The 24,078-nt window shown below is 70.3% G+C and carries 18 protein-coding genes; 5 read left to right on the top strand and 13 right to left on the bottom strand.

Features of this window, described 5'->3' with window-relative positions:
* Nucleotides 1-19 precede the first annotated feature (19 nt).
* Nucleotides 20-2,173 carry a prolyl oligopeptidase family serine peptidase gene (locus ACH4J0_RS28650; protein ID WP_396243510.1) on the bottom strand — a complete coding sequence of 718 codons (2,154 nt, stop codon included), beginning with the start codon at nt 2,171-2,173 and terminating at the stop codon, nt 20-22.
* A gap of 313 nt (nt 2,174-2,486) precedes the next feature.
* Between ACH4J0_RS28650 and ACH4J0_RS28645 the strand changes: the two genes are divergently transcribed.
* From ACH4J0_RS28645 to ACH4J0_RS28625, 5 genes are all read left to right on the top strand, one after another.
* Entirely contained in the window at nt 2,487-2,681 is a 195-nt protein-coding gene (locus tag ACH4J0_RS28645; protein ID WP_396243509.1) for a DUF2304 domain-containing protein, read from the top strand.
* 91 nt (nt 2,682-2,772) lie between these two features.
* Nucleotides 2,773-3,684, top strand: a complete 912-nt coding sequence (gene mshB / locus ACH4J0_RS28640) for an N-acetyl-1-D-myo-inositol-2-amino-2-deoxy-alpha-D-glucopyranoside deacetylase (protein WP_396243507.1) — start codon at nt 2,773-2,775, stop codon at nt 3,682-3,684.
* Entirely contained in the window at nt 3,681-4,139 is a 459-nt protein-coding gene (locus tag ACH4J0_RS28635; protein WP_396243506.1) for a DUF6113 family protein, read from the top strand. Before mshB ends, ACH4J0_RS28635 begins: the two co-directional genes overlap by 4 nt.
* Before the next feature lie 239 nt (nt 4,140-4,378).
* Nucleotides 4,379-6,844 carry a peptidoglycan binding domain-containing protein gene (locus ACH4J0_RS28630; RefSeq protein ID WP_396243505.1) on the top strand — a complete coding sequence of 822 codons (2,466 nt, stop codon included), beginning with the start codon at nt 4,379-4,381 and terminating at the stop codon, nt 6,842-6,844.
* Between the two features lie 135 nt (nt 6,845-6,979).
* Entirely contained in the window at nt 6,980-8,698 is a 1,719-nt protein-coding gene (locus tag ACH4J0_RS28625; protein ID WP_396243504.1) for an ABC transporter family substrate-binding protein, read from the top strand.
* Nucleotides 8,699-8,715: 17 nt separating this feature from the next.
* Here the strand turns inward: ACH4J0_RS28625 and ACH4J0_RS28620 are convergent, their stop codons facing one another.
* The 12 genes from ACH4J0_RS28620 to typA form a co-directional block, all read right to left on the bottom strand.
* Nucleotides 8,716-9,765 carry an ABC transporter ATP-binding protein gene (locus ACH4J0_RS28620; RefSeq protein WP_396243503.1) on the bottom strand — a complete coding sequence of 350 codons (1,050 nt, stop codon included), beginning with the start codon at nt 9,763-9,765 and terminating at the stop codon, nt 8,716-8,718.
* Between the two features lie 158 nt (nt 9,766-9,923).
* Complete coding sequence (locus ACH4J0_RS28615) at nt 9,924-11,081, bottom strand: ABC transporter ATP-binding protein (RefSeq protein ID WP_396243502.1); 1,158 nt, start codon at nt 11,079-11,081, stop codon at nt 9,924-9,926.
* Nucleotides 11,071-12,123, bottom strand: a complete 1,053-nt coding sequence (locus ACH4J0_RS28610) for an ABC transporter ATP-binding protein (RefSeq protein ID WP_396243501.1) — start codon at nt 12,121-12,123, stop codon at nt 11,071-11,073. Before ACH4J0_RS28610 ends, ACH4J0_RS28615 begins: the two co-directional genes overlap by 11 nt.
* A gap of 16 nt (nt 12,124-12,139) precedes the next feature.
* Complete coding sequence (locus ACH4J0_RS28605) at nt 12,140-13,054, bottom strand: ABC transporter permease (RefSeq protein ID WP_396243569.1); 915 nt, start codon at nt 13,052-13,054, stop codon at nt 12,140-12,142.
* 76 nt (nt 13,055-13,130) lie between these two features.
* Nucleotides 13,131-14,057: an ABC transporter permease gene (locus ACH4J0_RS28600; protein ID WP_396243500.1), complete on the bottom strand. Its 927-nt coding sequence runs from the start codon at nt 14,055-14,057 to the stop codon at nt 13,131-13,133.
* Nucleotides 14,058-14,191: 134 nt separating this feature from the next.
* Nucleotides 14,192-15,817 carry an ABC transporter substrate-binding protein gene (locus tag ACH4J0_RS28595; protein WP_396243499.1) on the bottom strand — a complete coding sequence of 542 codons (1,626 nt, stop codon included), beginning with the start codon at nt 15,815-15,817 and terminating at the stop codon, nt 14,192-14,194.
* Nucleotides 15,818-16,004: 187 nt separating this feature from the next.
* Nucleotides 16,005-17,021: an ABC transporter ATP-binding protein gene (locus ACH4J0_RS28590; RefSeq protein WP_396243498.1), complete on the bottom strand. Its 1,017-nt coding sequence runs from the start codon at nt 17,019-17,021 to the stop codon at nt 16,005-16,007.
* Nucleotides 17,014-18,066: an ABC transporter ATP-binding protein gene (locus ACH4J0_RS28585; protein ID WP_396243496.1), complete on the bottom strand. Its 1,053-nt coding sequence runs from the start codon at nt 18,064-18,066 to the stop codon at nt 17,014-17,016. The genes ACH4J0_RS28590 and ACH4J0_RS28585 overlap by 8 nt, the downstream gene beginning before the upstream one ends.
* A gap of 19 nt (nt 18,067-18,085) precedes the next feature.
* Nucleotides 18,086-19,021 carry an ABC transporter permease gene (locus tag ACH4J0_RS28580; RefSeq protein WP_396243495.1) on the bottom strand — a complete coding sequence of 312 codons (936 nt, stop codon included), beginning with the start codon at nt 19,019-19,021 and terminating at the stop codon, nt 18,086-18,088.
* Nucleotides 19,014-19,940: an ABC transporter permease gene (locus ACH4J0_RS28575; protein WP_396243494.1), complete on the bottom strand. Its 927-nt coding sequence runs from the start codon at nt 19,938-19,940 to the stop codon at nt 19,014-19,016. The genes ACH4J0_RS28580 and ACH4J0_RS28575 overlap by 8 nt, the downstream gene beginning before the upstream one ends.
* A gap of 140 nt (nt 19,941-20,080) precedes the next feature.
* Complete coding sequence (locus ACH4J0_RS28570) at nt 20,081-21,724, bottom strand: ABC transporter substrate-binding protein (RefSeq protein ID WP_396243492.1); 1,644 nt, start codon at nt 21,722-21,724, stop codon at nt 20,081-20,083.
* 431 nt (nt 21,725-22,155) lie between these two features.
* Nucleotides 22,156-24,060, bottom strand: a complete 1,905-nt coding sequence (typA, locus tag ACH4J0_RS28565) for a translational GTPase TypA (protein ID WP_396243490.1) — start codon at nt 24,058-24,060, stop codon at nt 22,156-22,158.
* Nucleotides 24,061-24,078: the final 18 nt, after the last annotated feature.

Here is a 24,078-nt window from a genome sequence, read left to right as displayed (position 1 = left end):
CGCGCCGGTGAGGAGGCTCCTACAGCCCCAGCGAGCGCTTGACGAAGTCGACCTGGAGCAGCAGCAGGTTCTCCGCGACCTCCTCCTGCGGGGTCATGTGGGTGACGCCGGACAGCGGCAGCACGGTGTGGGGGCGTCCGGCGGCCAGCAGCGCCGAGGAGAGCCGCAGGGTGTGGGCGGCCACCACGTTGTCGTCCGCGAGGCCGTGGATGATCATCAGCGGGCGCTCCAGCCCGGCCGCGTAGCCGGTCAGCGAGTTGGACGCGTACACCTCGGGCCGCTCGGCCGGGTGGCCCAGGTAGCGCTCGGTGTAGTGGGTGTCGTACAGCTCCCAGTCGGTCACCGGCGCCCCGGCCACCGCCGCGTGGAACACGTCGGGGCGGCGCAGCACGGCGAGCGCGGAGAGGTAGCCGCCGTACGACCAGCCGCGGATGGCGACCCGGTCGAGGTCCAGCGGGAACTCCTCGGCGAGCGCCCGCAGCGCCTCCACCTGGTCGTCCAGGGTGGCCCCGGCGAAGTCGAAGGCGATCGACTTCTCCCAGGCCGGACCGCGCCCGGGGGTGCCGCGCCCGTCGGCGACGACCACCGCGAAGCCCTGGTCGGCGAACCACTGCGAGTTGAGGTGCGGGTTGTGCGCCTGGACGACGCGCTGGCCGTGCGGACCGCCGTACGGGTCCATCAGGACGGGCAGCAGGCCGTCGCGCTCGCGGTCGTAGCCGGTGGGCAGGAAGACGGCGGAGGGGATGCGGCGCTCGCCGGCGAAGCGGAAGACCGGGCGGGCGGTGATGACCGGGGTCTCGGCGTACGAGGCGACGGTGGCGACGTCGTCGACGACCACGCCCTCCGGCAGGTCGCGGGCGACCTGCACCAGGGTGCCGGGCAGGTCGGGCTCGGCGGTGGCCCGGACGGTGATCCCGCCCGCGTGGACCGCGGTGGTGACGGAGGTGAACGGACGGCCGTTGGCGGACTCCCAGGCCAGCTGCTTGCCGTCGTGGCTGATCCGGCCGACGGCGATCCAGCCCGGCTCGGGGTCGGTCTCCCCGGCGCCGCCGGAGGCGCTGAAGAACACCTCCCGCTCGGTGACCGCGACGACCGAACGGACGTGCAGGTCGGCCCCGGTGACGGCCTGGTCGCCGACCACCAGTGCCCGCGCTCCCCCCTCGTCGGAGATCCGCACCAGCCTGCCGTCCGGGGTCCAGGCCGGCACGCCCGGGAAGGCCTCCAGCCAGGCCTCGTCGCGCTCCTCGAACAGCACCTCGGTGCCGCCGGTGGCCACGTCCAGGCCGAGCACCTGCTGGGCGCGCTGGTCGCGGGACTGGACCAGCAGCAGTGGAACGCCGCCGTTGGACCAGTGCACCCGGGCCAGGTACGGGAAGGCCTCGTGGTCCCAGGACACCTCGGTGCGGCCGCCGTGCAGGTCGATCAGCCAGAGTCCGACCTCGGCGTTGGCGGTGCCGGCCGCCGGGTAGGCGACTTCGGCGGGCTCGCGGTGCGGGTTGGCCGGGTCGGCGATCCACCAGCGGCGCACCGGGGTGTCGTCGGCGCGCTCCACCAGCAGCCGCTCGCCGTCCGGGGACCACCAGAAGCCGCGGTCGCGGTCGATCTCCTCCTGGGCGATGAACTCGGCCTGCCCCCAGGTGACGTTGGGGCCGTCCGGCTCGGCGAGCGCCCGGTCGCCGGTGCCGTCGGTACGGGTCAGCCGCAGTTCGCCGGCGGTGTTGGCGTAGGCGACGTGGGCGCCGTCCGGGGAGAGCCGCGGGTCCAGCAGCGGGCCGTGGGCGGGCAGTTCGTTGGTGGCGCCGGTGATCAGGTCGGCGGTGAACAGCCGGCCGGACAGCGCGAAAGCGGCCTGCCGGCCCTCCGCGTCCAGGGCGTAGCCGACGATGCCGGCCGAGCCCTCCCGGCTGCGTTCGCGCCGGGCCCTCTCGGCCGGGGAGAGGTCCTCCTCGCCGCCGCCGAGCAGGACGGCCGGGTCGGCGGCGATCCGCTCCTCTCCGGTGGCGGTGTCGAGGGTCCAGAGCAGGTTGGCCCGGTCGCTGCCGGAACGCGAGCGGAGGAAGACGACCCGCGAGCCGTCCGGTGCGACGGAGAAGGAGCGGGGGGCGCCGACGGTGTAGCGCAGGGTCCGCGCGTACTGCCGGGGGAAGGTGTCCGCAGGGGTGTGGAGGGTCATGGCACCAGACCCTATGACGGCGGGCTACGACTGATCGGTGACTGACGATCACTCGTTCGGAGCATCCTCCCCGGGTACACCCCAAAGGGGTCCAAACCCCCTCCGACCGGCCTGTGCGCCCCTCCGGCGCCCCGCTGCCCCGGCGCGCGCGGACTCACTGAATGTAATGCTCCCCTTACCCATCGGGTATGACTGGTCGGGCGAGTGATCGTCGGGCCCCGTCCCGGGCCCCCGGTCACCCGACCCCGGTTCCCGTACGGTCCCACCGCCGCCCTCCCCAGGGGTCGGCGCCCGAGAAGGGGTATGAGCCGACATGGCCATGAACGTCTCCGCAGCCGTGCTGATGCTCGTCATCGTGGTGGTGCTGATCCGCCGCTCAAGCCTCAAGCCGGCGCACGCCATCGTCTGCGCGCTGCTCGGCTTCTACCTGGCTTCCAGTTCGATCGCCCCGTCGATCAGCCAGGTCACCACCAACCTCGCCGGGATGATCAACGGCCTGAAGCTCTGAGCCCCGCGAGCCGGTGGACCAGGGCCTGCCGCCGAACCCCCGCCCACGGGCGAACGACGCGAGTCCGGCGGCAGGCCATAGGCTTCCTCCCATGACCGCGACTACCGGCCGCCGCCTCCTCCTGGTGCACGCCCACCCCGACGACGAGTCGATCGGCAACGGCGCCACCATGGCCCGGTACGCCGCCGAGGGCGCCCGGGTGACCCTGGTGACCTGCACCCTCGGCGAGGGCGGCGAGGTGATCCCACCGGAGCTGGCCCACCTGACGGCCGATCGGGACGACACCCTCGGCGCGCACCGGATCGGCGAGCTGACCGAGGCGATGCGCGCCCTCGGCGTCACCGACTTCCGCTTCCTCGGCGGTCCGGGGCGCTACCGCGACTCCGGGATGATGGGCGTGCCCGACAACGACGCCCCGGGCTGCTTCTGGCGGGCCGACGTGGACGAGGCGGCGGACCACCTGGTCGCGGTGGTCCGCGAGGTGCGGCCGCAGGTGCTGGTCACGTACGACGAGAACGGCGGCTACGGGCACCCGGACCACATCCAGGCGCACCGGGTCGCGATGCGCGCGTACGAGCTGGCCGCCGATCCGGCGCACCGCCCGGAGCTGGGCGCCGCCTGGCGGATCGCCAAGGTGTACTGGAACCGGATGCCCCGCTCGGTGCTGGAGGCCGGGCTCGCCGCGACCGCCGCCGAGGCCGCCTTCCCCGGCACCGCCCAACCCTCCGACGTGCCGGGAGTGGTGGCCGACGAGGTGGTCACCACCGTGCTGGACGGCACCGCGCACACCGGGCGCAAGGCCGCCGCGATGGCCGCGCACGCCACCCAGATCACCGTGGACGGCTCCTCCTTCGCGCTCTCCAACCACCTCGGTCAGCCGCTGTTCGCCACCGAGTACTACCAACTGGTGCACGGCCAGGCCGGGCCGGAGCGGCCCGAACGCGACCTGTTCGCGGGCCTCGGTACCACCGACCCGACTCCCAGCGAGGAGAACGTCCGATGAGCGCGCCCGCCGCCAAGCCGAAGCGCCGTTCGATCGCGGTGGCCGCCGTCGGCACCCGCGAGGAGCGGCTGGCCGAGCCCCAACCCCCGCGCCCCGCCCGGATCGCGGCGTATGTCCTGTTCTTCCTGCTCGGCATCGCGGTGTCCGTCTGCGGATCCTTTGTGCAGGCCCTGTGGCCGCCCGCGGGAGTTCTGCTGTCGCTCGCCGCCACCGCCGCGACCTTCTACGCGGGCCTGCGGGTCACCGGCACCAGGCTGGGCGCAGCGGTGCCCGCGGCCGGCTGGTTCCTGGCGATGCTGCTGCTGATGGTGCCCCGGCCGGAGGGCGACAACGTGCTGTGGTCCAACGCCACCTCGCTGGCCTGGCTGTTCGTCGGCTCGATCCTGGGCGTGATCTGCGCCACCCTGCCCACGCGCACCAGCTGGTTCCCCGGGGTGCCCAACCCCCCTCGCTGACCCCGGTGGGCAGCCGCGTACGGTAGCGCACACAACGCGCAGTCAGGACCACTCCGCCGTACTCTCATACCGGAGGAACCGGACGTATCAGGATCTGTCCGAAGCCGTTCACCGCTCAGTTCTTCCCAGTATGGTGGTCCCGCAGTACGTCGTACCCGACCGCCGTTTGCCCCAGGCCCGGCGACCACGAACCGCGGTCGCGCCGCACGGCCCGCCCGCGAACCCGGAGCAGAGCAGCATTGAGCAGCCGCGAATCTGACAACGCCAACCCGACGCCCCGGCGCACGGGTCCGGACGCCTACCCGTCGGGCACGCCGCCCTACGGCACCCCGGGCCTCCCCGGCGGCGACCGGGCCGCGGCCGGCACCGACGCCGGGTCGGGCGGCGAGGACGACGGTCCGAAGACCGAGACCACCCTGACCACGCGGGTCCGGATCAACATCCCCGGCTCGCGCCCGATCCCGCCGGTCGTCGTCCGCAGCACCGTCAAGAACGAGACCGCCAAGAACAACGACGAGGGCCCGGCCGAGCAGGCGCCCGCCGCCGAGCCGGGCAGCCCCCGGCACCGTTCCGCGCCCGCCTCGCCCGTCCTCGGCGTGATGGAGGGCGGCCGCTCGGCCACCCCGCCGAACCTGCCGCCGGAGTGGCAGATCCCGCCGATCCCGCCGGCCACCTCGGAGTCCGAGTCCACCGGTGCCTGGTTCCGGCCCCGGCAGAAGAAGGCCCCGGCCGCCGAGCCCGCCCCGGCCGCGGTGCCGGCCGGCGCCGCGAGCGCGCCGGAGGCCCCGGCCGTGCCCGGCGCCGGCGCCGAGGCGCGTCCCCGGGCCGCCGCCCCGAACGGCGCCCGCCCGGCTCCGGCCGCCGGCGCTGCCCGTGCGAACGGCCGTCCGGTGCCCGCCCAGGGCAAGGCGCCCGGCCCGGGTGCCGCGCCCTCCCCCGTCGCCCCCGCCTCGCCGTACGGCGCCGGGGCTCCGGGCGAGGAGCCCGGGGTGTACGAGGCCGCCGATCCCTTCGCGCCGGTCTCCGACCGCTTCGCACCGACCGCCGAGCCGTTCGCACCGGCCGCCGATCCCTTCGCCTCGACCGGTCCCGACGCCGGTGCCCGCGGCCCGCGCGGCAACCGTCCGCAGCGGCAGGCGCCGCAGCAGGGCGCGCCCCGGGCGAACGGCGCCCGCCCGAACGGCCCGCAGCAGGGCGGGACGCCGCAGGCCGACCCGCTGACCGGGCCGGGCGCGGAGGACACCTCGGTGGACGGCTTCGCGCCGATCCGCGAGAACACCCCGTCGCCGGCCGCCATACCCGGCCCGCCCCGGAACGGCGCCCCGCGCGGCGCCGACGACCGTCCCCAGCCGGGGCTGTTCGCCTCGGCCCCGACCGGCGCCGACCCGTTCGCCACCCAGCGCCCGGCCACCCCGGGCCAGGACCCCTTCGCCACCCCGGCGGGCCCCGGCGGGCTCTTCCCGGGCGCGCCCCAGCCCGCCCCGCAGCCCGCCGCCGGCGGGCCCCGGCCCCGGCAGGCCGGCCGCCGCGACCCCGAGGCCACCGAGGTCACCCCGCTGCCGACCCCGGCCCCCGGCCCCGGCTCCGGCCCCCAGGCCGGCCCGGGCGCTCCGGGCGTCCCGGGCGTCCCGGGCGGACCCGCCGCCCAGCCCGTCCCCGGCTCCGCACCCGGGTCCGGCCCCGTGCCCGCGCCCGGTCCGCCCTCCGCTAAGGCCAAGACCGAGCCGTCCGCCCCCGCCAAGGTCAAGCGCGGCGGCGCGAAGAAGCTCGTCAAGCTCGGCGTCTACGCCTTCGGCGGCGTGCTGTTCCTCGGCGCCGCCGCGTACGGCACCGGCCTGATGCTCAACCAGTCCGACGTCCCCAAGGGCACCGTGGTGCTCGGCACGGACATCGGCGGCAACAGCCGCGACCAGGCGATCCACGCGCTGGACGCGTCGGTCGGCAAGGCCGGGCAGCAGCCGCTGAAGCTGAAGATCGGCGACCAGGCGGTCGACCTCGACCCGACGGTCGCCGGGCTGACCTTCGACACCACGGCCACCGTGGACGGCCTCGCCGCGCACGACTACAACCCGGTCGACGTGATCAAGTCGATCCAGGGCGGCACCAAGGCCGTCGCCCCGGAGGTCCGGGTCGACCGCGCCAAGCTCAAGGCCGCGCTGGACTCACTGGCGGCCGGCTCGGGCCAGGGCCTCCAGGAGGGCTACGTCAAGTTCGCCGACAACGGCGACCCGGTCGTCGTCCCCGGCAAGGCCGGCCAGGCGGTGGACTCCACCGCCGCCCTGGACGTGGTCGAGCAGGCCTACCGCGACCGCGCCGCGGGCAAGCCCGACCAGCCGATCGCGCTCGCCGTCACGGCCGCCCAGCCGAAGGTCTCCACCCAGGCCCTCCAGGCCGCCGCGGACAGCCTCGGCAAGCAGGTGACCAGCGGGAAGATCCACATCGTGGCCGGCGCCAAGTCCTGGGACTTCGGCCCGAAGACCGCCGCCAAGGCGCTCACCCTGACCCCGGACGCCTCCGGCAAGATCGCACCCAAGTGGGACCTCGACGTGCTGAGCTCCCAGCTGAACGGCCTGTTCGACAAGGTGAAGGTCAAGAAGAACGGCCAGACCGCCACGATCACCCCGCAGGACGTCGCGGACGCCGTCAGCTCGCTGTTCGACAAGACCGGCGACAAGGAACGCACCTACAAGTTCACCGTCGCCTGACGAACCGGACACGAACGACGGGGCGGGGCCCCGCACCGCACGGATGCGGCGGTCCCGCCCCTCGACAACTCCCCCTTCCGGTCAGCAAGATGTGACGCCACACCATCCGTCACAGTCACCCCGGGAGCCACGCCGATGGGCCGCCGCCTCCAGCACCACCGGACGGCGCTGCTCGCCGGTCTCACCGTCCTGACGCTCTCGCTCGCGCTCTGCTCCTGCTCCTCCGCCCAGGACGGCGCCGCCGCGGACGCACTGCCGAGCGCCGCCGGGGTGCCCAAGCTGACCTCGGTCGACATCAACGCCCACGACCGAGGCCAGCTGCGCCAGGGCGGCACCCTGAACCTGGCGATCACCCAGTTCTCCCACCAGTGGTCGCCGATCCACACCGACGGCACCGAGTCCTCGACCGTCGCGGTCAGCAAGCCGCTGCTGCCGACCTTCTTCCGCTCGGACGCGGCCGGCACCCAGACCGTCAACCCGGCCTACCTCCAGGAGGCCCACGCCGAGGTCAAGGACGGCCACCAGGTGGTCACCTGGACGCTCAACCCGAAGGCGCACTGGTCCGACGGCACCCCGATCACCTGGCGCGACATCGAGGCCAACTGGCGCGCCATGAACGGCAAGGACCCGGCCTACCGGCCGTCCAGCACCTCCGGTTTCGAGCTGGTCACCTCGGTCGAGCGGGGCAAGGACGACTTCCAGGCCGTGATGACCTTCGACCGGCCGTTCTCCGAGTGGCAGTCGATGTTCAACGGCGCCGCCAACGCCCCGCTGCTGCCCGCGAGCAAGGTCTCCACCCCGGAGCTGTTCAACACGGCCTACCTGGACGCGATCCCGCTCACCGCCGGCCCCTTCAAGGTCGAGCGGCTGGACCCGGCCGCACAGACCGTCACCCTGGTCGCCGATCCGACCTGGTGGGGCGACAAGCCCATGCTGGACCGGATCGTCTTCCACGCCATGCTGCCCGACGCGATGGGCGCCGCCTTCGCCAAGGGCCAGATCGACCTCTTCAACAACGGCCCGGACCTGGCCGGCTACCAGGTCATCAAGAACACCAAGGGCGCGGCCGTCCGCCGGGCCGGCGGCCCGGACTTCCGCCAGCTCACCCTGAACGCCCGCAGCCCGCTGCTCACCGACGCGACCGTGCGACAGGCCGTGTTCCAGGCGATCAACCGGGACACGCTGATCCGCGCCGACCTCAACGGCCTGGACTGGCCCGCCGTACCGCTCAACAACCACCTGCTGGTCGCCAACCAGAACGGCTACCGCGACAACTCCCTCGGCCTGTCCCGCTTCGACCCCGCCGAGGCCGCCCGCAAGCTGGACTCGGCCGGTTGGAAGCTCGACGGCGACGTGCGGAAGAAGGACGGTCACGAGCTGAACCTGCGGATGGTCGTCCCGGCCGGGGTCACCGTGGCCCAGGGCGAGACCGCGGCCGTCTCCAGGATGCTCAAGGACGTCGGCATCAAGGTCACCCCGGTGACGGCCGCCCCCAACGAGTTCTTCGACAAGTACATCAACCGCAACGACTTCGACATCGCCGTCTACGCCCTGCTCGGCACCCCGTTCCCGGCCAGCGGCAGCCGTGCCTCCTACGCCCAGAACAGCGCCACCAACCGGGCGGGCGCGGGCAGCGCGGCGGTGGACGCCGCACTCGACCGGGCGGGCGCCGCACCCGACGCCAACACCGCCTCCGAGGCGATCAACCAGGCCGACGGCGAGCTCTGGAAGGTGGCCGGCGTGCTGCCGCTCTACCAGCGCCCCCAGCTGTACGGCGCCCGCGCCGACCTGGCCAACATCGGTGCCCAGGGCCTGTCCGACATCGTCTGGGAGAACGTCGGCTTCACCAAGTAGGGCCCGGGGCCGCGGGCTCAGCCGTGCAGGGTCTCGCGCCAGTAGTGGCAGGCGCTGCGGCGGCCCGGCAGCTCGGCCCCGTCCTCGTCCGCCACCGGCACCAGCGGCGGGAGTTCGGTCAGGCAGACGTCCCGCACCCGGTCGCAGCGGGGGTTGAAGGCGCAGCCCTGCGGGACGCGCAGCAGGCTGGGCGGCAGGCCCTTGATGGCGTGCAGGTCCTGGCCCTTCTGGTCCAGTCGCGGGATGGAGTCCAGCAGGCCCTTGGTGTACGGGTGCGCCGGGCGCGCGTACAGCTCGTGCACCGGGGCGGCCTCGACGATCCGGCCCGCGTACATCACCGCGATCTTGTCGGCCACGTCGGCGACCACACCGAGGTCGTGGGTGATCAGGATCAGGCCCATGTTGAACTCGGCCTGGAGCTCCGCCAGCAGGTCCATCACCTGGGCCTGGACGGTCACGTCCAGCGCGGTGGTCGGCTCGTCGGCGATGATCAGGTCGGGCTCCAGGGCCAGCGCCATGGCGATCATGATGCGCTGGCGCATGCCGCCGGAGAACTGGTGCGGGAAGTCGCCGACGCGCTGCCTGGCCGCCGGGATGCGCACCCGGTCCATCAGCTCGACGGCCTTCGCCCGGGCCTCGGTGCGGGAGAGCCCCTGGTGCACCCGGAACATCTCACCGAGCTGGTAGCCCACGCTGAGCACCGGGTTGAGGGCGGACAGCGCGTCCTGGAAGATCATCGCGATCTTCCGGCCGCGGACCGTCCGACGGAGCTTGGGGCTCATGGCGAGCAGGTCCTCGCCCCGGAACAGGATCCGCCCGGCGGTGATCTTCCCGGGCGGCATGTCCAGGATGCCCATGACCGCCTGCGCGGTCACCGACTTGCCGGAGCCGGACTCGCCCAGCACCGCCAGCGTCTCCCCCGCCGCCACCGAGTAGCTCACCCCGTTGACGGCCTTGGCGACGCCGTCCTGGGTGTGGAACTCGATGTGCAGGTCGTCGACTTCAAGCAGCGGGGTCCCGGGCACCAGGTTCTCCCGACCGCCGCCGGTCACCTCCACCATGTCCATCCGGGCAGCCTCCTCGGCACAGCGGCGAGCATCGATGGGCGCAGTGCAACTATCAAGGAACGGCGTGCACTTGGGGAGTCCGCAGGAGATCTCGGTTCCATCACGGCGAAGGGGCGCGCCCTCGCTGTGAGGACGCGCCCCGGGTGCGGCACCGACCGCTACGACTGGCCGCTGCCGCCCTGTCCGTCCTCGCGCTCCGCCGCGCTCTGCCCGATCTCGCGCTCCGCCGCGCTCTGCCCGATCTCGCGCTCCGCCGCGAAGTGACACGCCGAATCGTGGAACGCCTCCCCGCTCAGCCAGCTCGGCGAGGCCAGCAGCGGCACCTCCACCACGCACTGCTCCTGCGCCTTCCAGCACCGGGTGCGGAACCGGCACCCCGAGGGCGGGTTGGCCGGCGAGGGCACGTCCCCGGTGAGCACGATCCGGTCCCGCGACTCGCGCGCCGTCGGGTCCGGCACCGGCACCGCGGACAGCAGCGCCTGGGTGTACGGGTGGGTCGCGTGGTCGTAGATCTTGGTGTCACTGCCGATCTCGACCAGCTTCCCCAGGTACATCACCCCCACCCGGTCGGAGATGTGCCGGACGATGGAGAGGTCGTGGGCGATGAACATGTACGACAGGTTGAACTCGCCCTGCAGCTGCTCCAGCAGGTTGATCACCTGTGCCTGGACGGACACGTCCAGCGCCGAGACCGGCTCGTCGCAGATGATGATCTCCGGCTTGAGCGCCAGACCCCGGGCGATGCCGATGCGCTGGCGCTGACCGCCGGAGAACTGGTGCGGGTACCGGTTGATGTACTCCGGGTTGAGCCCGACCACGTCCAGCAGGTCCTGGACGGCCCTGCGGCGGTCGCCCCTGGGCGCCACCTCGGGGTGGATCTCGAAGGGCTCCCCGATGATGTCGCCGACCGTCATGCGCGGGTTCAGCGAGGTGTACGGGTCCTGGAACACCATCTGGATGTTGCGCCGGACGGCCTTGAGCGCGCTCCCGGACAGCCTGGAGATCTCCTCCCCCTTGTACCGGACGGACCCCCCGGTGGCCGGTTCCAGGTTCATCAGCACCTTGGCCAGCGTGGACTTGCCACAGCCGGACTCGCCGACGATGCCGAGCGTCTCGCCCTGCATCAGGTCGAAGCTGACCCCGTCCACCGCCTTGACCGCGCCGACCTGCTTCCTGAACAGCACGCCCCGGGTGAGCGGGAAGTGCTTGACCAGGCCCCGGACCTCCAGGATCGGCTCACCGCGCGGCACCTCCTGGTCGAAGGCGGCCTCCTCCGGCACAGCGGCGCCCGTCGCGCCGGCCCCGTCAGCGGTCATGGAGGGTCTCCTTCCAGAAGAAGCAGGCGCTGCCGCGCCCCTCCAACGGCGTGCCGTCGTCCTCGGCGACCTGGAACAGCTCCGGCACCTCGGCCCGGCAGACGTCCTGCGCCCGGGGGCAGCGCGGGTTGAACGCGCAGCCCTTGGGGATCCGCAGCAGGTTGGGCGGCAGGCCCTTGATGGCGTAGAGCTCCTGGCCCTTCTGGTCCAGTCGCGGGATCGAGTCCAGCAGGCCCTTGGTGTACGGGTGCGCGGGCCGCGCGTACAGCTCGTGCACCGGGGCGGTCTCGACGATCCGGCCCGCGTACATCACCGCGATCTTGTCAGCGACGTCGGCGACCACACCCAGGTCGTGGGTGATCAGGATCAGGCCCATGTTGTACTCGGCCTGGAGCTCCGCCAGCAGGTCCATCACCTGGGCCTGGACGGTCACGTCCAGCGCGGTGGTCGGCTCGTCGGCGATGATCAGGTCCGGCTCCAGGGCCAGCGCCATGGCGATCATGATGCGCTGGCGCATGCCGCCGGAGAACTGGTGCGGGTAGTCGTTCACCCGCTCCTTGGCCGCCGGGATGCGCACCCGGTCCATCAGCTCGACGGCCCTGGCCTTCGCCTCCGCGCGGGAGGCCCCGTGGTGGGCCCGGTACATCTCGCCGAGCTGGAAGCCGACGCTGAGCACCGGGTTGAGCGCGGACAGCGCGTCCTGGAAGATCATCGCGATCTTCCGGCCGCGGATCCTCCGTCGCTCGTCCTTGCCCATCCTCAGCACGTCCCGGCCGCGGAAGCGGATCTCCCCGCGCGGGATCCGGGCCGGCGGCATGTCCAGGATCCCCATGATCGCCTGCGCGGTCACCGACTTGCCGGAGCCGGACTCGCCCAGCACCGCCAGCGTCTCGCCCGCCCGGACGCTGTAGTCGACCCCGTTGACGGCCCGGGCGACGCCGTCCCGGGTGACGAACTCGACGTGCAGGTCCCGTACGTCGAGCAGCGGCCCCTGGTACGGCGCCTGCGCCTCGCGCCCGGCACTGCCCACAACGGTAGTCACGATGCGCTCCCCTCGCTCAGCGAAGCTTCGGGTCGAGGGCGTCGCGCACCGCGTCGCCCATCATGATGAAGGCCAGTACGGTGACGGAGAGCGCCGCGGCCGGGAAGAACAGCACGTACGGTGCCGTGCGGATCACCTTCTGGGCCGAGGAGATGTCGATGCCCCAGGAGATGGTCGGGTCCTGCAGTCCGATGCCCAGGAAGCTCAGCGTCGCCTCGGTGGCGATGTAGCCGCCCAGGGCGATGGTGGCGACGACGATCACCGGGGCGATCGCGTTGGGCAGGATGTGCCGGAACATCAGCCGTCCCGTCCCGGCACCGAGGGCCCGGCCGGCCACCACGTAGTCCGACTGCTTGACGGTCAGCACCGCACCTCTCATGACGCGGGCGATCTGGGTCCAGCCGAGGACGGCCAACGCCAGCACCACGGTCCACACGGTGCGGACGGTGAAGGCGTTCAGCAGCACCAGGGCGCCGAGCAACAGCGGGATGCCGAAGAAGATGTCGACGATCCGGGAGATCACCGCGTCGACGGCCCCGCCGTAGTACCCGGCGACCATGCCGGTCAGCCCGCCGAGCACGGTGACCGCGGCGGTCACGAAGATGCCGACGGTGATCGAGGCGCGGGCGCCGTAGACGACGCGGGCGTAGATGGACCGGCCCTGGGCGTCGTAGCCGAACCAGCCCGCGCCGAAGAAGTCCGTCCAGTCCGGCCGCTTGAGGTAGTCGTGCAGCAGGTCGGCCTTGCGCGGGTTGGCGTCGGTGAAGGCCCAGGGGAAGATCGCCATGACCACCAGCAGCACGATCAGCACGATCGAGAGCAGGAAGATCGGCCGTCGGCGCAGGTCCCGCCAGGCGTCGCCCCAGAGACTGCGAGCCTCCTCCCGCTTCCCGACGTCGGGTTCGACCAAAGTCTCCTGCTCGACCGCCATACCCTGCTCGCCCGCGTAGTCGAGGCGCGAGACTCCCGGCTTGGGGCGGGGCTCGAACGAGTCCTCGTCGTGGATGTCAGGCATAGCGGATCCTCGGGTCCAGGACCGCGTAGAGCAGGTCGACGAGCAGGCTGGCGACCAGGTAGATGATCACCAGGACGGTCACGATGCCGACCACGGTGGGTCCTTCCTTGGTGTTGATCGCCCGGTACAGGACGTTGCCGACGCCCTGCACGTTGAAGATGCCCTCGGTGACGATCGCGCCGCCCATCAGTGCGCCCAGGTCGGTGCCGAGGAAGGTGACCACCGGGATCAGCGAGTTGCGCAGCAGGTGGCGGGAGATGATGGTCCGCCGGGGCAGTCCCTTGGCGGTCGCGGTACGGATGTAGTCGGCCCGGAGGTTCTCGCCGATGGAGGTGCGGGTGAGCCGGGCGACGTACGCGAGCGAGAGCGAGCCCAGGACGACCGCCGGCAGGATCAGCTGGGAGAGGTCGTAGCTGTCCTGCACCGTCGGTGTGACCCAGCCCAGGTTGGTGGCGAACACGGTCTGCGCGATGTAGGCCAGCACGAAGACCGGGATCGAGATCACCACCAGGGTGAGGACCAGCACCAGGGTGTCCGACATGCTGCCGCGCTTCAGCCCGGAGAGCACCCCGAACGCCAGGCCCAGCACCATCTCGAAGACGAAGGCCAGCAGTGCGAGCCGGATGGTGACCGGGAAGGCGTCGGCCATGATGTCCGAGACCGGCCGGCCGGTGAAGCTGGTGCCGAAGTCGCCCTGGAACAGGTTCCCCATGTAGTGCAGGTACTGCTTCCAGAGCGGCTGGTCCAGGAAGTACTTGTGCTTGATGCTGGCCACCACCGCCGGGTCGGCCGCCTTCTCGCCGAACAGCGCCGTCACCGGGTCGCCCGGCAGCGTGTAGACCATCACGAAGATCAGCAGCGTGGTACCGAAGAACACCGGGATCATCTGCAGCACCCGCCGCAGCACGTAACTGCCCATCCGAGCCTCCTTCCAGGGCGTGACCGACCGGGGCCGGCCGGCCGAGAGGACCGGGCCCCGCCCTCCGTGCGGGGAGGGCGGGGCCGGTGTGGGGGGGCTGGGCCCCTCCTGCCCGATGGCGGGCAAGGAGGGCATCAGCCCTTGACCTCGACCTGGGTCCAGGCCGGGTTGCCGAAGGAGTCGAACTTCACGTTCTGCACCTTGTTCGAGTAGCCCGAGTTGGTGCGGTAGTACCAGAGCGGGATGGCCGGCATGCCGCTCGGCAGCACGGCCTCGGCCTGCTGGTAGCCGCTCACCGTGTCGGCGACGCTGGCGGCCTCGTCGGCCTTGGTGGCCGCGTCGTCGAACTGCGGGTTGCTGTAGCCGAAGTCGTTGGAGGCCGCGCCGGTGCGGTACACGTCGGACAGGAAGTTGGCGTTCAGCGGGTAGTCCTGCACCCAGCCGGTGCGGAAGGCGCCGTTGAGCTGGTGCGTGGTGATCGCCGCGCGGGCGGTCTTGAAGTCGGGCTTCGGGTCGCCCAGGCAGTCGACGCCGGTGTTCTGCCGGATCGAGTTGCAGACCGCGTCGACCCACTCCTTGTGGCCGCCGTCCGCGTTGTAGGTGATCGTCAGCTTGTTGCCGGGGACGCCGCCGCCGTCCTGGATCAGCTGCTTGGCCTTGGCCGGGTCGAACTTGCAGAAGTCGCCGCAGGCGCCGTCCTTGTAGCCCTCGACGCCCTCGGCGACCCAGGCGGTGGCCGGCTTTCGGGAGCCCTGCAGCACGGTCTTGGTGATGATGTCGCGGTCGATCGCCATCGACAGGCCCTGGCGCACCTTGGCCTTGTCCGGCGAGGACCAGTCGCCCTGGTAGAGCGTGAAGCCGATGTTCTGGATCGCGCCCTGCGGGGCGTCGATGGCCCGGTCGCCCAGGTCGTTCTTGTACGTCGCCAGCGCGGACGGCGGCACCTGGTCCATCACGTCCAGGTTGCTGGACTGGAGGTCCGCGTAGGCGGCCTCGGACGTGGTGTACATCTTGAAGACGATGCCGCCGTTCTTCGGCTTGTCCACGCCCTGGTAGTCCGGGAAGGTCTTGGTGACCACCTCGGTGTTGTGCGACCAACTGACGAACTGGTACGGGCCGTTGCCCACCGGCTTCTGCCCGTACCCCGCCGGGTCCTTGAAGAAGCCGTCCGGCAGCGGCGAGAAGGCGATGTAGCCGAGCTTGTACTCGAAGTACGAGACCTTGTGGCTCAGCTTGACCGTGAAGTGCAGGTCGTCGGTGACCGTCAGTCCGGACATCTTGTCCGTGGTGGGCTTCCCGGTGGCCGGGTGGACGTCCTGGTAGCCCTCGATGTCGGAGAACCAGGAGCTGTTGATCTGCCCGTTGGCCGGGTTGGCGCCCCAGTTCCAGGCGTCCACGAAGTTCCTGGCGTGTACCGGGGTGCCGTCGTGGAACTTCCAGCCGTCCTTCAGCGTGACGTTGAAGGTCTGCGAGTCACTGGTGTCGATCTTGTCCGCGACCTGCATCCGGATCTTGGCGGTGGCCGGGTCGTAGTCCACCAGCCCCTTGAAGAGGTTCTGGATGATGCGACCGCCGCCGACCTCGTTCGCGTTGGCGGGCTGCAGCGGGTTCTGCGGCTCACTGCTCTGGTAGCTGAACGCCTTGCTGGCGTCCGCCGAGCTACTGCCGCCTCCTCCGCCGCTGCTGCTGCACCCGGTGGCCACCAGGACCACGGACGTCGCAGCGGCGAGGACCAGACGGGCGCGGGCGGCTACGGGCATGGAGGTCCCTCCTCAGGGGTGTGTGTCGCATCACACCCCATGAGAAGCGCGACCCGCCGACGGCGCGAGTCGGGAGCACCCGGACGGGTGCCGTAACGCGCTGCCGAGTTGACGTGGTGCCGGGTGTCCGGAACGCCGGAAGGGCCGGTGGCACGAGCCACGGGCCCTTCCGGGTGCGAACGGGACGTCAGGCCGCGGCCGACTCCCGGACCTCGGCGAAGTGGCAGGCCGACTCGTGCGCGGCCGGGCCCTCCAGCGTGGTCGGGATCGCCAGCAGCGGGATCTCCTCGGCGCAGCGCTCCTGCGCCTTCCAGCAGCGGGTGCGGAAGCGGCAGCCGGACGGCGGGTTGGCCGGCGAGGGGATGTCCCCGCTGAGGATGATCCGCTCGCGGGACTCGCGCGCCGTCGGGTCCGGCACCGGCACCGCGGACAGCAGCGCCTGGGTGTACGGGTGGGTGGCGTTGTCGTAGATCTGCTCGTCGGAGCCGATCTCGACCATCTTGCCCAGGTACATGACGCCGACGCGGTCGGAGATGTGCCGGACGATGGAGAGGTCGTGCGCGATGAACATGTACGACAGGCCGAACTCGCCCTGCAGCTGCTCCAGCAGGTTGATCACCTGCGCCTGGACGGACACGTCCAGGGCGGAGACCGGCTCGTCGCAGATGATGATCTCGGGCTTGAGCGCGAGGCCGCGGGCGATGCCGATGCGCTGGCGCTGACCGCCGGAGAACTGGTGCGGGTACCGGTTGATGTACTCCGGGTTGAGCCCGACCACGTCCAGCAGGTCCTGGACGGCCTTGCGGCGGTCGCCCTTGGGCGCCACCTCGGGGTGGATCTCGAAGGGCTCCCCGATGATGTCGCCGACCGTCATGCGCGGGTTCAGCGAGGTGTACGGGTCCTGGAACACCATCTGGATGTTGCGCCGGACGGCCTTGAGCGCGCTCCCGGACAGCTGGGAGATGTCCTCGCCCTTGAACAGCACCTGGCCGGAGGTGGCCCGCTCCAGGTTCATCAGCACCTTGGCCAGCGTGGACTTGCCACAGCCGGACTCGCCGACGATGCCGAGGGTCTCACCCTTCTTCAGGTCGAAGGAGATGCCGTCGACGGCCTTGACGGCGCCGACCTGCTTCTTGAACAGGATGCCCTGGGTCAGCGGGTAGTGCTTGACCAGGTCCTTGACCTCCAGGATGGTCTCAGCCATGGAGGGTCTCCTTCCAGAGGTGGCACGCGCTGCGGCGGCCGGTGAGCTCCTTGCCGTCCTTGTCCGTCACGTGGTGCAGCTCCGGGATCTGCGTGCGGCACAGGTCGGTGGCGACATCGCAGCGGGGGTTGAACGCGCAGCCGGCCGGAACCTTCAGCAGGTTCGGGGGCAGGCCCTTGATCGCGTACAGCTCCTGGCCCTTCTGGTCCAGGCGCGGGATCGAGCGCAGCAGGCCCTTGGTGTACGGGTGCGCGGGGTTCGCGTACAGCTCGTGCACCGGGGCGGTCTCGACGATCCGGCCCGCGTACATCACGGCGATCTTGTCCGCGACGTCGGCGACCACACCGAGGTCGTGGGTGATGAGGATCAGGCCCATGTTGTACTCGGCCTGGAGCTCGGCCAGCAGGTCCATCACCTGGGCCTGGACGGTCACGTCCAGGGCGGTGGTGGGCTCGTCGGCGATGATCAGGTCGGGCTCCAGGGAGAGCGCCATGGCGATCATGATGCGCTGGCGCATGCCGCCGGAGAACTGGTGCGGGTAGTCGTTCACCCGCTCCTTGGCGGCCGGGATGCGCACCCGGTCCATCAGCTCGATGGCCTTGGCCTTCGCCTCGGCCTTGGAGGCGCCCTGGTGCACCCGGAACATCTCGCCGAGCTGGTAGCCCACGCTGAGCACCGGGTTGAGGGCGGACAGCGCGTCCTGGAAGATCATCGCGATCTTCCGGCCGCGGATCTTCCGCCGCTCCTCGTTGCTCATCTTGAGCATGTCCTGGCCGCGGTACAGGATCTCGCCCTGGGTCACCTTGCCCGGGGGCATGTCCAGGATGCCCATGATGGTCTGGGCCGTCACGGACTTGCCGGAGCCGGACTCGCCGAGCACGGCGAGGGTCTCGCCGGCCGCGACGGAGTAGTTGACGCCGTTCACGGCCTTGGCGACGCCGTCCCGGGTGTGGAACTCCACGTGGAGGTCCTTGACCTCCAGGAGCGGGGTTCCGACTTCGAGACGGTCGGTCTTCTGGTTGTTGTTCTCGATCACGGTGGTCATCGGGTCGTCACCTCTTCTCTCAGCGGAGCTTCGGGTCGAGGGCGTCGCGCACCGCGTCGCCGAGCATGATGAAGGCCAGCACGGTGATGCTCAGCATGCCTGCCGGGAAGAACAGCGCGAACGGCGCCGTGCGGATCACCTTCTGGGCCGAGTTGATGTCGATGCCCCAGGAGATGGTCGGGTCCTGCAGACCGATGCCGAGGAAGCTCAGCGTCGCCTCGGTGGCGATGTAGCCGCCCAGGGCGATGGTGGCGACGACGATCACCGGGGCGATCGCGTTCGGCAGGATGTGCTTGAACATGATCCGGCTGGTGCCGGCACCGAGCGCCTTGGCCGCGGTCACGAAGTCGGACTGCTTGACCGTGATCACCGAGCCGCGCATGACACGGGTCATCTGGGTCCAGCCCAGGGCGACCAGGGCGAAGACCACGCTCCAGACGGTGCGCGAGGTGAAGGCGTTGAGGATCACCAGCGAGCCGAGCAGCAGCGGGATGCCGAAGAAGATGTCGGTGATGCGGGAGATGATCGTGTCGACCCAGCCGCCGAAGTAGCCGGCGACCATGCCGGCGATGCCGCCGAGGATGGTCACGCCGAGGGTGACGCAGATGCCGACCACGACCGAGGCGCGGGCGCCGTAGACGGTCCGGGCGTAGATGCTGCGGCCCTGGAGGTCGTAACCGAACCAGTCCGGCTCGAAGAAGTGGCTGTAGTTCGGCTTCGACAGGTAGTGCAGGCGAAGGTCGCCGGCCCGCGGGTCCACCGAGGTGAACAGGCCCGGGGCGATCGCGATGACGATCAGCAGCACGATGAGCAGCGCCGAGATCACGAAGATCGGCTTGCGGCGCAGGTCGTGCCAGGCGTCCGAGCCGAGGCTGCGGGCCTTCTCGGGCTTGGCGGCTGCCGCGACGGCGGCCTGGGCCGGGAGTTCCTCGGCGGTCTTGGTCAGGTCAGGCATAACGGATCCTCGGGTCCAGGACCGCGTAAAGCAGGTCGACGATCAGGCCGGCGGCCAGGTAGACGATCACGAGGAAGGCGACGAAGCCGGAGACGGTCGCGCCCTCCTTCATGTTGATCGCTTGGTAGAGCGCGTGGCCGACACCCTGGACGTTGAAGATGCCCTCGGTGACGATCGCGCCGCCCATCAGGGCCCCGAGGTCGGTGCCGAGGAAGGTGACCACCGGGATCAGCGAGTTGCGCAGCAGGTGGGTGCCGATGACCTTCCGGCGCGGCAGGCCCTTGGCCACCGCGGTGCGGACGTAGTCGGCCTTGATGTTCTCGGCGATGGAGGTACGGGTGAGGCGCGCGACGTAAGCCAGCGACAGCGAGCCGAGCACGAGCGCCGGCAGCACCAGCTGGGTGATGTCGTTGCTGTCCTGGACGGTCGGGGTGACCCACTTCAGGTTCTGCCCGAAGACCGTCTGGAAGATGAAGCCGAGCACCGGGACCGGGATCGAGATCAGCAGCAGGGTGAAGATCAGCGCACCCTTGTCGAAGATCTTGCCGCGGCGCAGACCGGCGAACAGGCCGATGCCGATGCCGAGCACGATCTCGATGGCGAACGCGAACAGCGCCAGCCGGACCGTCACCGGCAGGGCCTCGGTGATCTTGTCGAGCACCGGACGTCCGTCCAGTGCCTTGCCGAAGTCGCCGGTGAGCAGGCCCCCCATGTAGTCGAGGTACTGCTTGACCAGCGGCTCGTCCAGGTGCTGCTGGTGCTTCAGCGCGGCGAGCTGCACCGGGTCCGGCGCCTTGTCGCCCCACAGCGCTGCCAGCGGGTCACCGGGCAGCAAGTGCACCATGAAAAAGATGAGTGCGGTCGTTCCGAGGAACACCGGGATCATCTGGAGCAGTCGCCTTGCGACAAAGCGCCCCATCGTGCCTCCATGTATGGCTCTGCCGGGCCCGTCAACCCGGCAAGAGATAAGTCGGCGTGCCAACGGCCGGTGCCAGTCCTCGCCCTTGTGGGGATGGACGGGCACCGGCCGCTGTCACCGGGTCAGGCGGTGCCGACCGATTACTTCTTCTTGACCTCGACGTCGGTGTAGACCGGGTCGCCGAAGGAGTTGAACTTCACGTTCTGGACGTTCTTGGAGTAGCCGGAGTTGGTCTTGTAGTACCAGAGCGGGATCGCCGGCATGTCCTTGGCCAGAACGGCCTCGGCCTGCTGGTAGAGCTCCGCGGTCTTCTCGACCGTGGTGGCGGCGTCCGCCTGCTTGGCCAGGTTGTCGAACTCGGGGCTGGAGTAGCCGGCGTCGTTCGCGGCGGCACCGGTGCCGTAGACGTCACGCAGGAAGTTGGCGTTCAGCGGGTAGTCCTGCACCCAGCCGGTACGCATCATGCTCGGGACCTGCTTCTTGGTGACGATGTCACGCGAGGTCTTGAAGTCCGGCTTCGGGTCGCCGAGGCACTCGACGCCGGTGGCCTGGCGGATCGAGTTGCAGACCGCGTCCACCCACTCCTTGTGACCGCCGTCGGAGTTGTAGAGGATGGTGATCTTGTTGCCCGGAACGCCGCCACCGTCGGTGATGAGCTGCTTGGCCTTGGCCGGGTCGTACTTGCAGGCGTCGCCGCAGGTGCCGGCCTTGTAGCCCATGACGCCCGGCGCCACGAACGAGTCGGCGGGCTGACGGCTGTTGTTCAGCACCGTCTTGGTGATGGTGTCGCGGTCGATCGCCATCGACAGGCCCTGACGGACCTTGGCCTTGTCCTGGCCGCTCCACTCCGCGTTGTACAGCGCGAAGGAGATGTTCTGGATGGCGCCCTGGGCCTGGTCGATCGCGCGGCTGCCCAGGTCGTCCTTGTACTTCGGCAGGTCGGTCGAGTCGACCTGGTCCAGGACGTCCAGGGTGTCGGACATCAGGTCCTTGTACGCGGCCTCGGGCGAGGTGTAGGCGCGGAAGACGATTCCGCCGTTCTTCGCCTTGTTGGTGCCCTGGTACTTGTCGTAGGCCTTCAGGGTGATGGCCTTGTTGTGCTCCCACGAGACGAACTGGTAGGGGCCGTTGCCGACCGGCTTCTCGCCGTAGCCCTTCGGGTCCGCGAAGAACCCGGTGGGGAGCGGGAAGAAGGCCGAGTAGCCGAGCTTGTACGTGAAGTACGAGACGGGCTGCGTCAGTTCGATGGTGAAGTGGGTGTCGTCGACGACCTTGAGGCCGGACATCTCCTTGGCGGTCGGGTCGCCCTTGTCCGGGTGGACGGCGTCGTAACCGACGATGTCCGAGAACCAGTCGGAGTTGATCTGGTTGTTGGCCGGGTTGGCGGACCAGTTCCAGGAGTCCACGAAGGACTTGGAGGTGACCGGGGTGCCGTCGTGGAAGGTCCAGCCGGACTTCAGCGTGACGGTGTAGTTCTTGGCGTCGGTGGTCTCGATCTTGTCGGCCACCTGGTTGCGCAGCGCACCGGTCGCGGGGTCGTAGTCGACCAGGCCCGTGAAGAGCTGCTTGACGATGCGGCCGCCCTGGTTCTCCATCGCGTTGGCGGGCTGCAGCGGACGCTGCGGCTCGGCGCTCTGGAAGCTGAAGGTGCCGCTCGGGTCGACCGCGGCGCTGTTCGAGCTCCCGCCGGAGGAGTCGCTGCTGCCACCACTGCTACAAGCAGTCGCGGCGAGCGCGACAGCGACAGCTGCGACAACCCACTTGGCCTGGCTCACACCACGCATCGGTGTGCCTCCTGAATTCGACGTTACGACGAGGAGGGCACCACGGAACGGTTGTCACCGGGCCCGCAATGCCGTCCGCGCTCGTGGTTTCGGCGCGCACCCCTGCGCGTTCACCCTTGACCCGAGCCTGACTGGCTCCACTATCCGTCACGCACGGACACGAAAGTGACCAGTGACGATCTCAATTAGGTCACATGAACAGTCGGTAAGTTTCGAAAACCGGACATTTGAGACATAGCCAGACAGGCACCAAACGGACAGTCGTCACGGATGACGAACTGTCACGTCCGCTCAGCGGACACCCCGATGTGATGAGCGCTATTCCGTTAATAGCGGCCCCGACAACTTGGAGTAGTTGAAAAAGTTCGCCCCCCTCTCCATCGGAAAGGGGGGCGAAGCATTCCGGCCAAAGGCCGATCAAGCCGTCCGGATCACGCCTTCTTGGCGCGCGAGGCGGTGCGTCCGCGGTCCTTCTGGTCCAGCACGACCTTACGGATGCGAACCGTCTCCGGGGTCACCTCGATGCACTCGTCCTCGCGGCAGAACTCCAGCGACTGCTCCAGCGAGAGCTTGCGCGGCGGGACGATCGACTCGGCGACGTCTGCGGTCGAGGACCGCATGTTGGTGAGCTTCTTCTCCTTGGTGATGTTCACGTCCATGTCGTCGGAGCGCGAGTTCTCACCGACGATCATGCCCTCGTACACCTCGGTGCCCGGCTCGCAGAAGAGCACGCCGCGCTCCTGGAGGTTGGTCATCGCGAAGGCGGTGACCACGCCGGCCCGGTCGGCGACCAGCGAGCCGTTGTTGCGGGTGGTCAGGGTGCCGAACCACGGCTCGTGGCCCTCGTGGATCGAGTGGGCGATGCCGGTGCCGCGGGTGCTGGTGAGGAACTCGGTGCGGAAGCCGATCAGGCCGCGGGACGGCACGACGAACTCCATCCGGACCCAGCCCGAGCCGTGGTTGGACATGTTGTCCATCCGGCCCTTGCGGACGCCCATGAGCTGGGTGACGGCACCCATGTGCTCCTCCGGCACGTCCACGGTGAGGCGCTCGACCGGCTCGTGGGTCTTGCCGTTGACCTCCTTGGTGACCACCTGCGGCTTGCCGACGGTCAGCTCGAAGCCCTCGCGGCGCATGGTCTCGATCAGGATGGCCAGCGCCAGCTCACCGCGGCCCTGCACCTCCCAGGCGTCCGGGCGCTCGGTGTCCAGCACGCGCAGCGAGACGTTGCCGATCAGCTCGCGGTCCAGGCGGTCCTTCACCTGGCGGGCGGTGACCTTGCGGTCCACCTTGGCGCCGGACTTGGCGTCCGCGCCCTTGCCGCTGCCGCCGCGGCCGACCAGCGGGGAGGTGTTGGTGCCGATGGTCATCGAGATGGCCGGCTCGTCCACCGTGATCAGCGGCAGCGCGACCGGGTTCTCCGGGTCGGCCAGGGTCTCGCCGATCATGATGTCGGAGATGCCGGCGACGGCGCAGATGTCACCGGGGCCCGCCACCTCGGCCGGCTTGCGGGTGAGCGCCTCGGTCATCAGCAGCTCGGAGATGCGGACGTTCTGGATCGAGCCGTCGCGCTTGATCCAGGCCACGGTCTGGCCCTTGCGCAGCTCGCCCTGCTCGACGCGCAGCAGCGCGATGCGGCCGAGGAAGTTGTCGGCGTCCAGGTTGGTGACGTGGGCCTGGAGCGGCGCGTCCTCGTCGTAGCTGGGAGCCGGGACGTGCTCCAGCAGGGTGGAGAAGAACGGCTCCAGGTTGGTGCTGTCCGCGGGAACGGTGCCGTTCTCCGGCTTGGTCAGCGAGGCGACGCCGTCACGGGCGCAGGCGTAGACGATCGGGAACTCGATCTGGTCCTCGTCCGCGTCCAGGTCGAGGAACAGGTCGTAGGTCTCGTTGATGACCTCGTCGATCCGGGAGTCCGGACGGTCGGTCTTGTTGATGCACAGGATGACGGGCAGCCGGGCGGAGAGCGCCTTGCGCAGCACGAAGCGGGTCTGCGGCAGTGGGCCCTCGGAGGCGTCGACCAGCAGGACGACCGCGTCCACCATCGACAGACCGCGCTCGACCTCGCCACCGAAGTCGGCGTGGCCCGGGGTGTCGATGATGTTGATGGTGATCGGCGCGCCACCGTCCTTCGGGTGGTACTTGACCGCGGTGTTCTTCGCGAGAATGGTGATGCCCTTCTCGCGCTCCAGGTCGTTCGAGTCCATCATGCGGTCGTCGAGGTGCTGGTGGGCGGCGAAGGCGCCGGCCTGCTTCAGCATGGCGTCGACCAGCGTGGTCTTGCCGTGGTCGACGTGGGCGACGATGGCGACGTTACGGATGTCGTTGCGCGTGGGCATGCCTAGCGGATTCTCCCG

Origin of the sequence: Kitasatospora sp. NPDC017646, assembly GCF_044329365.1 — a bacterium.
GTDB lineage: Bacteria > Actinomycetota > Actinomycetes > Streptomycetales > Streptomycetaceae > Kitasatospora.
This window is presented reverse-complemented; position numbering and strand designations above follow the sequence as displayed.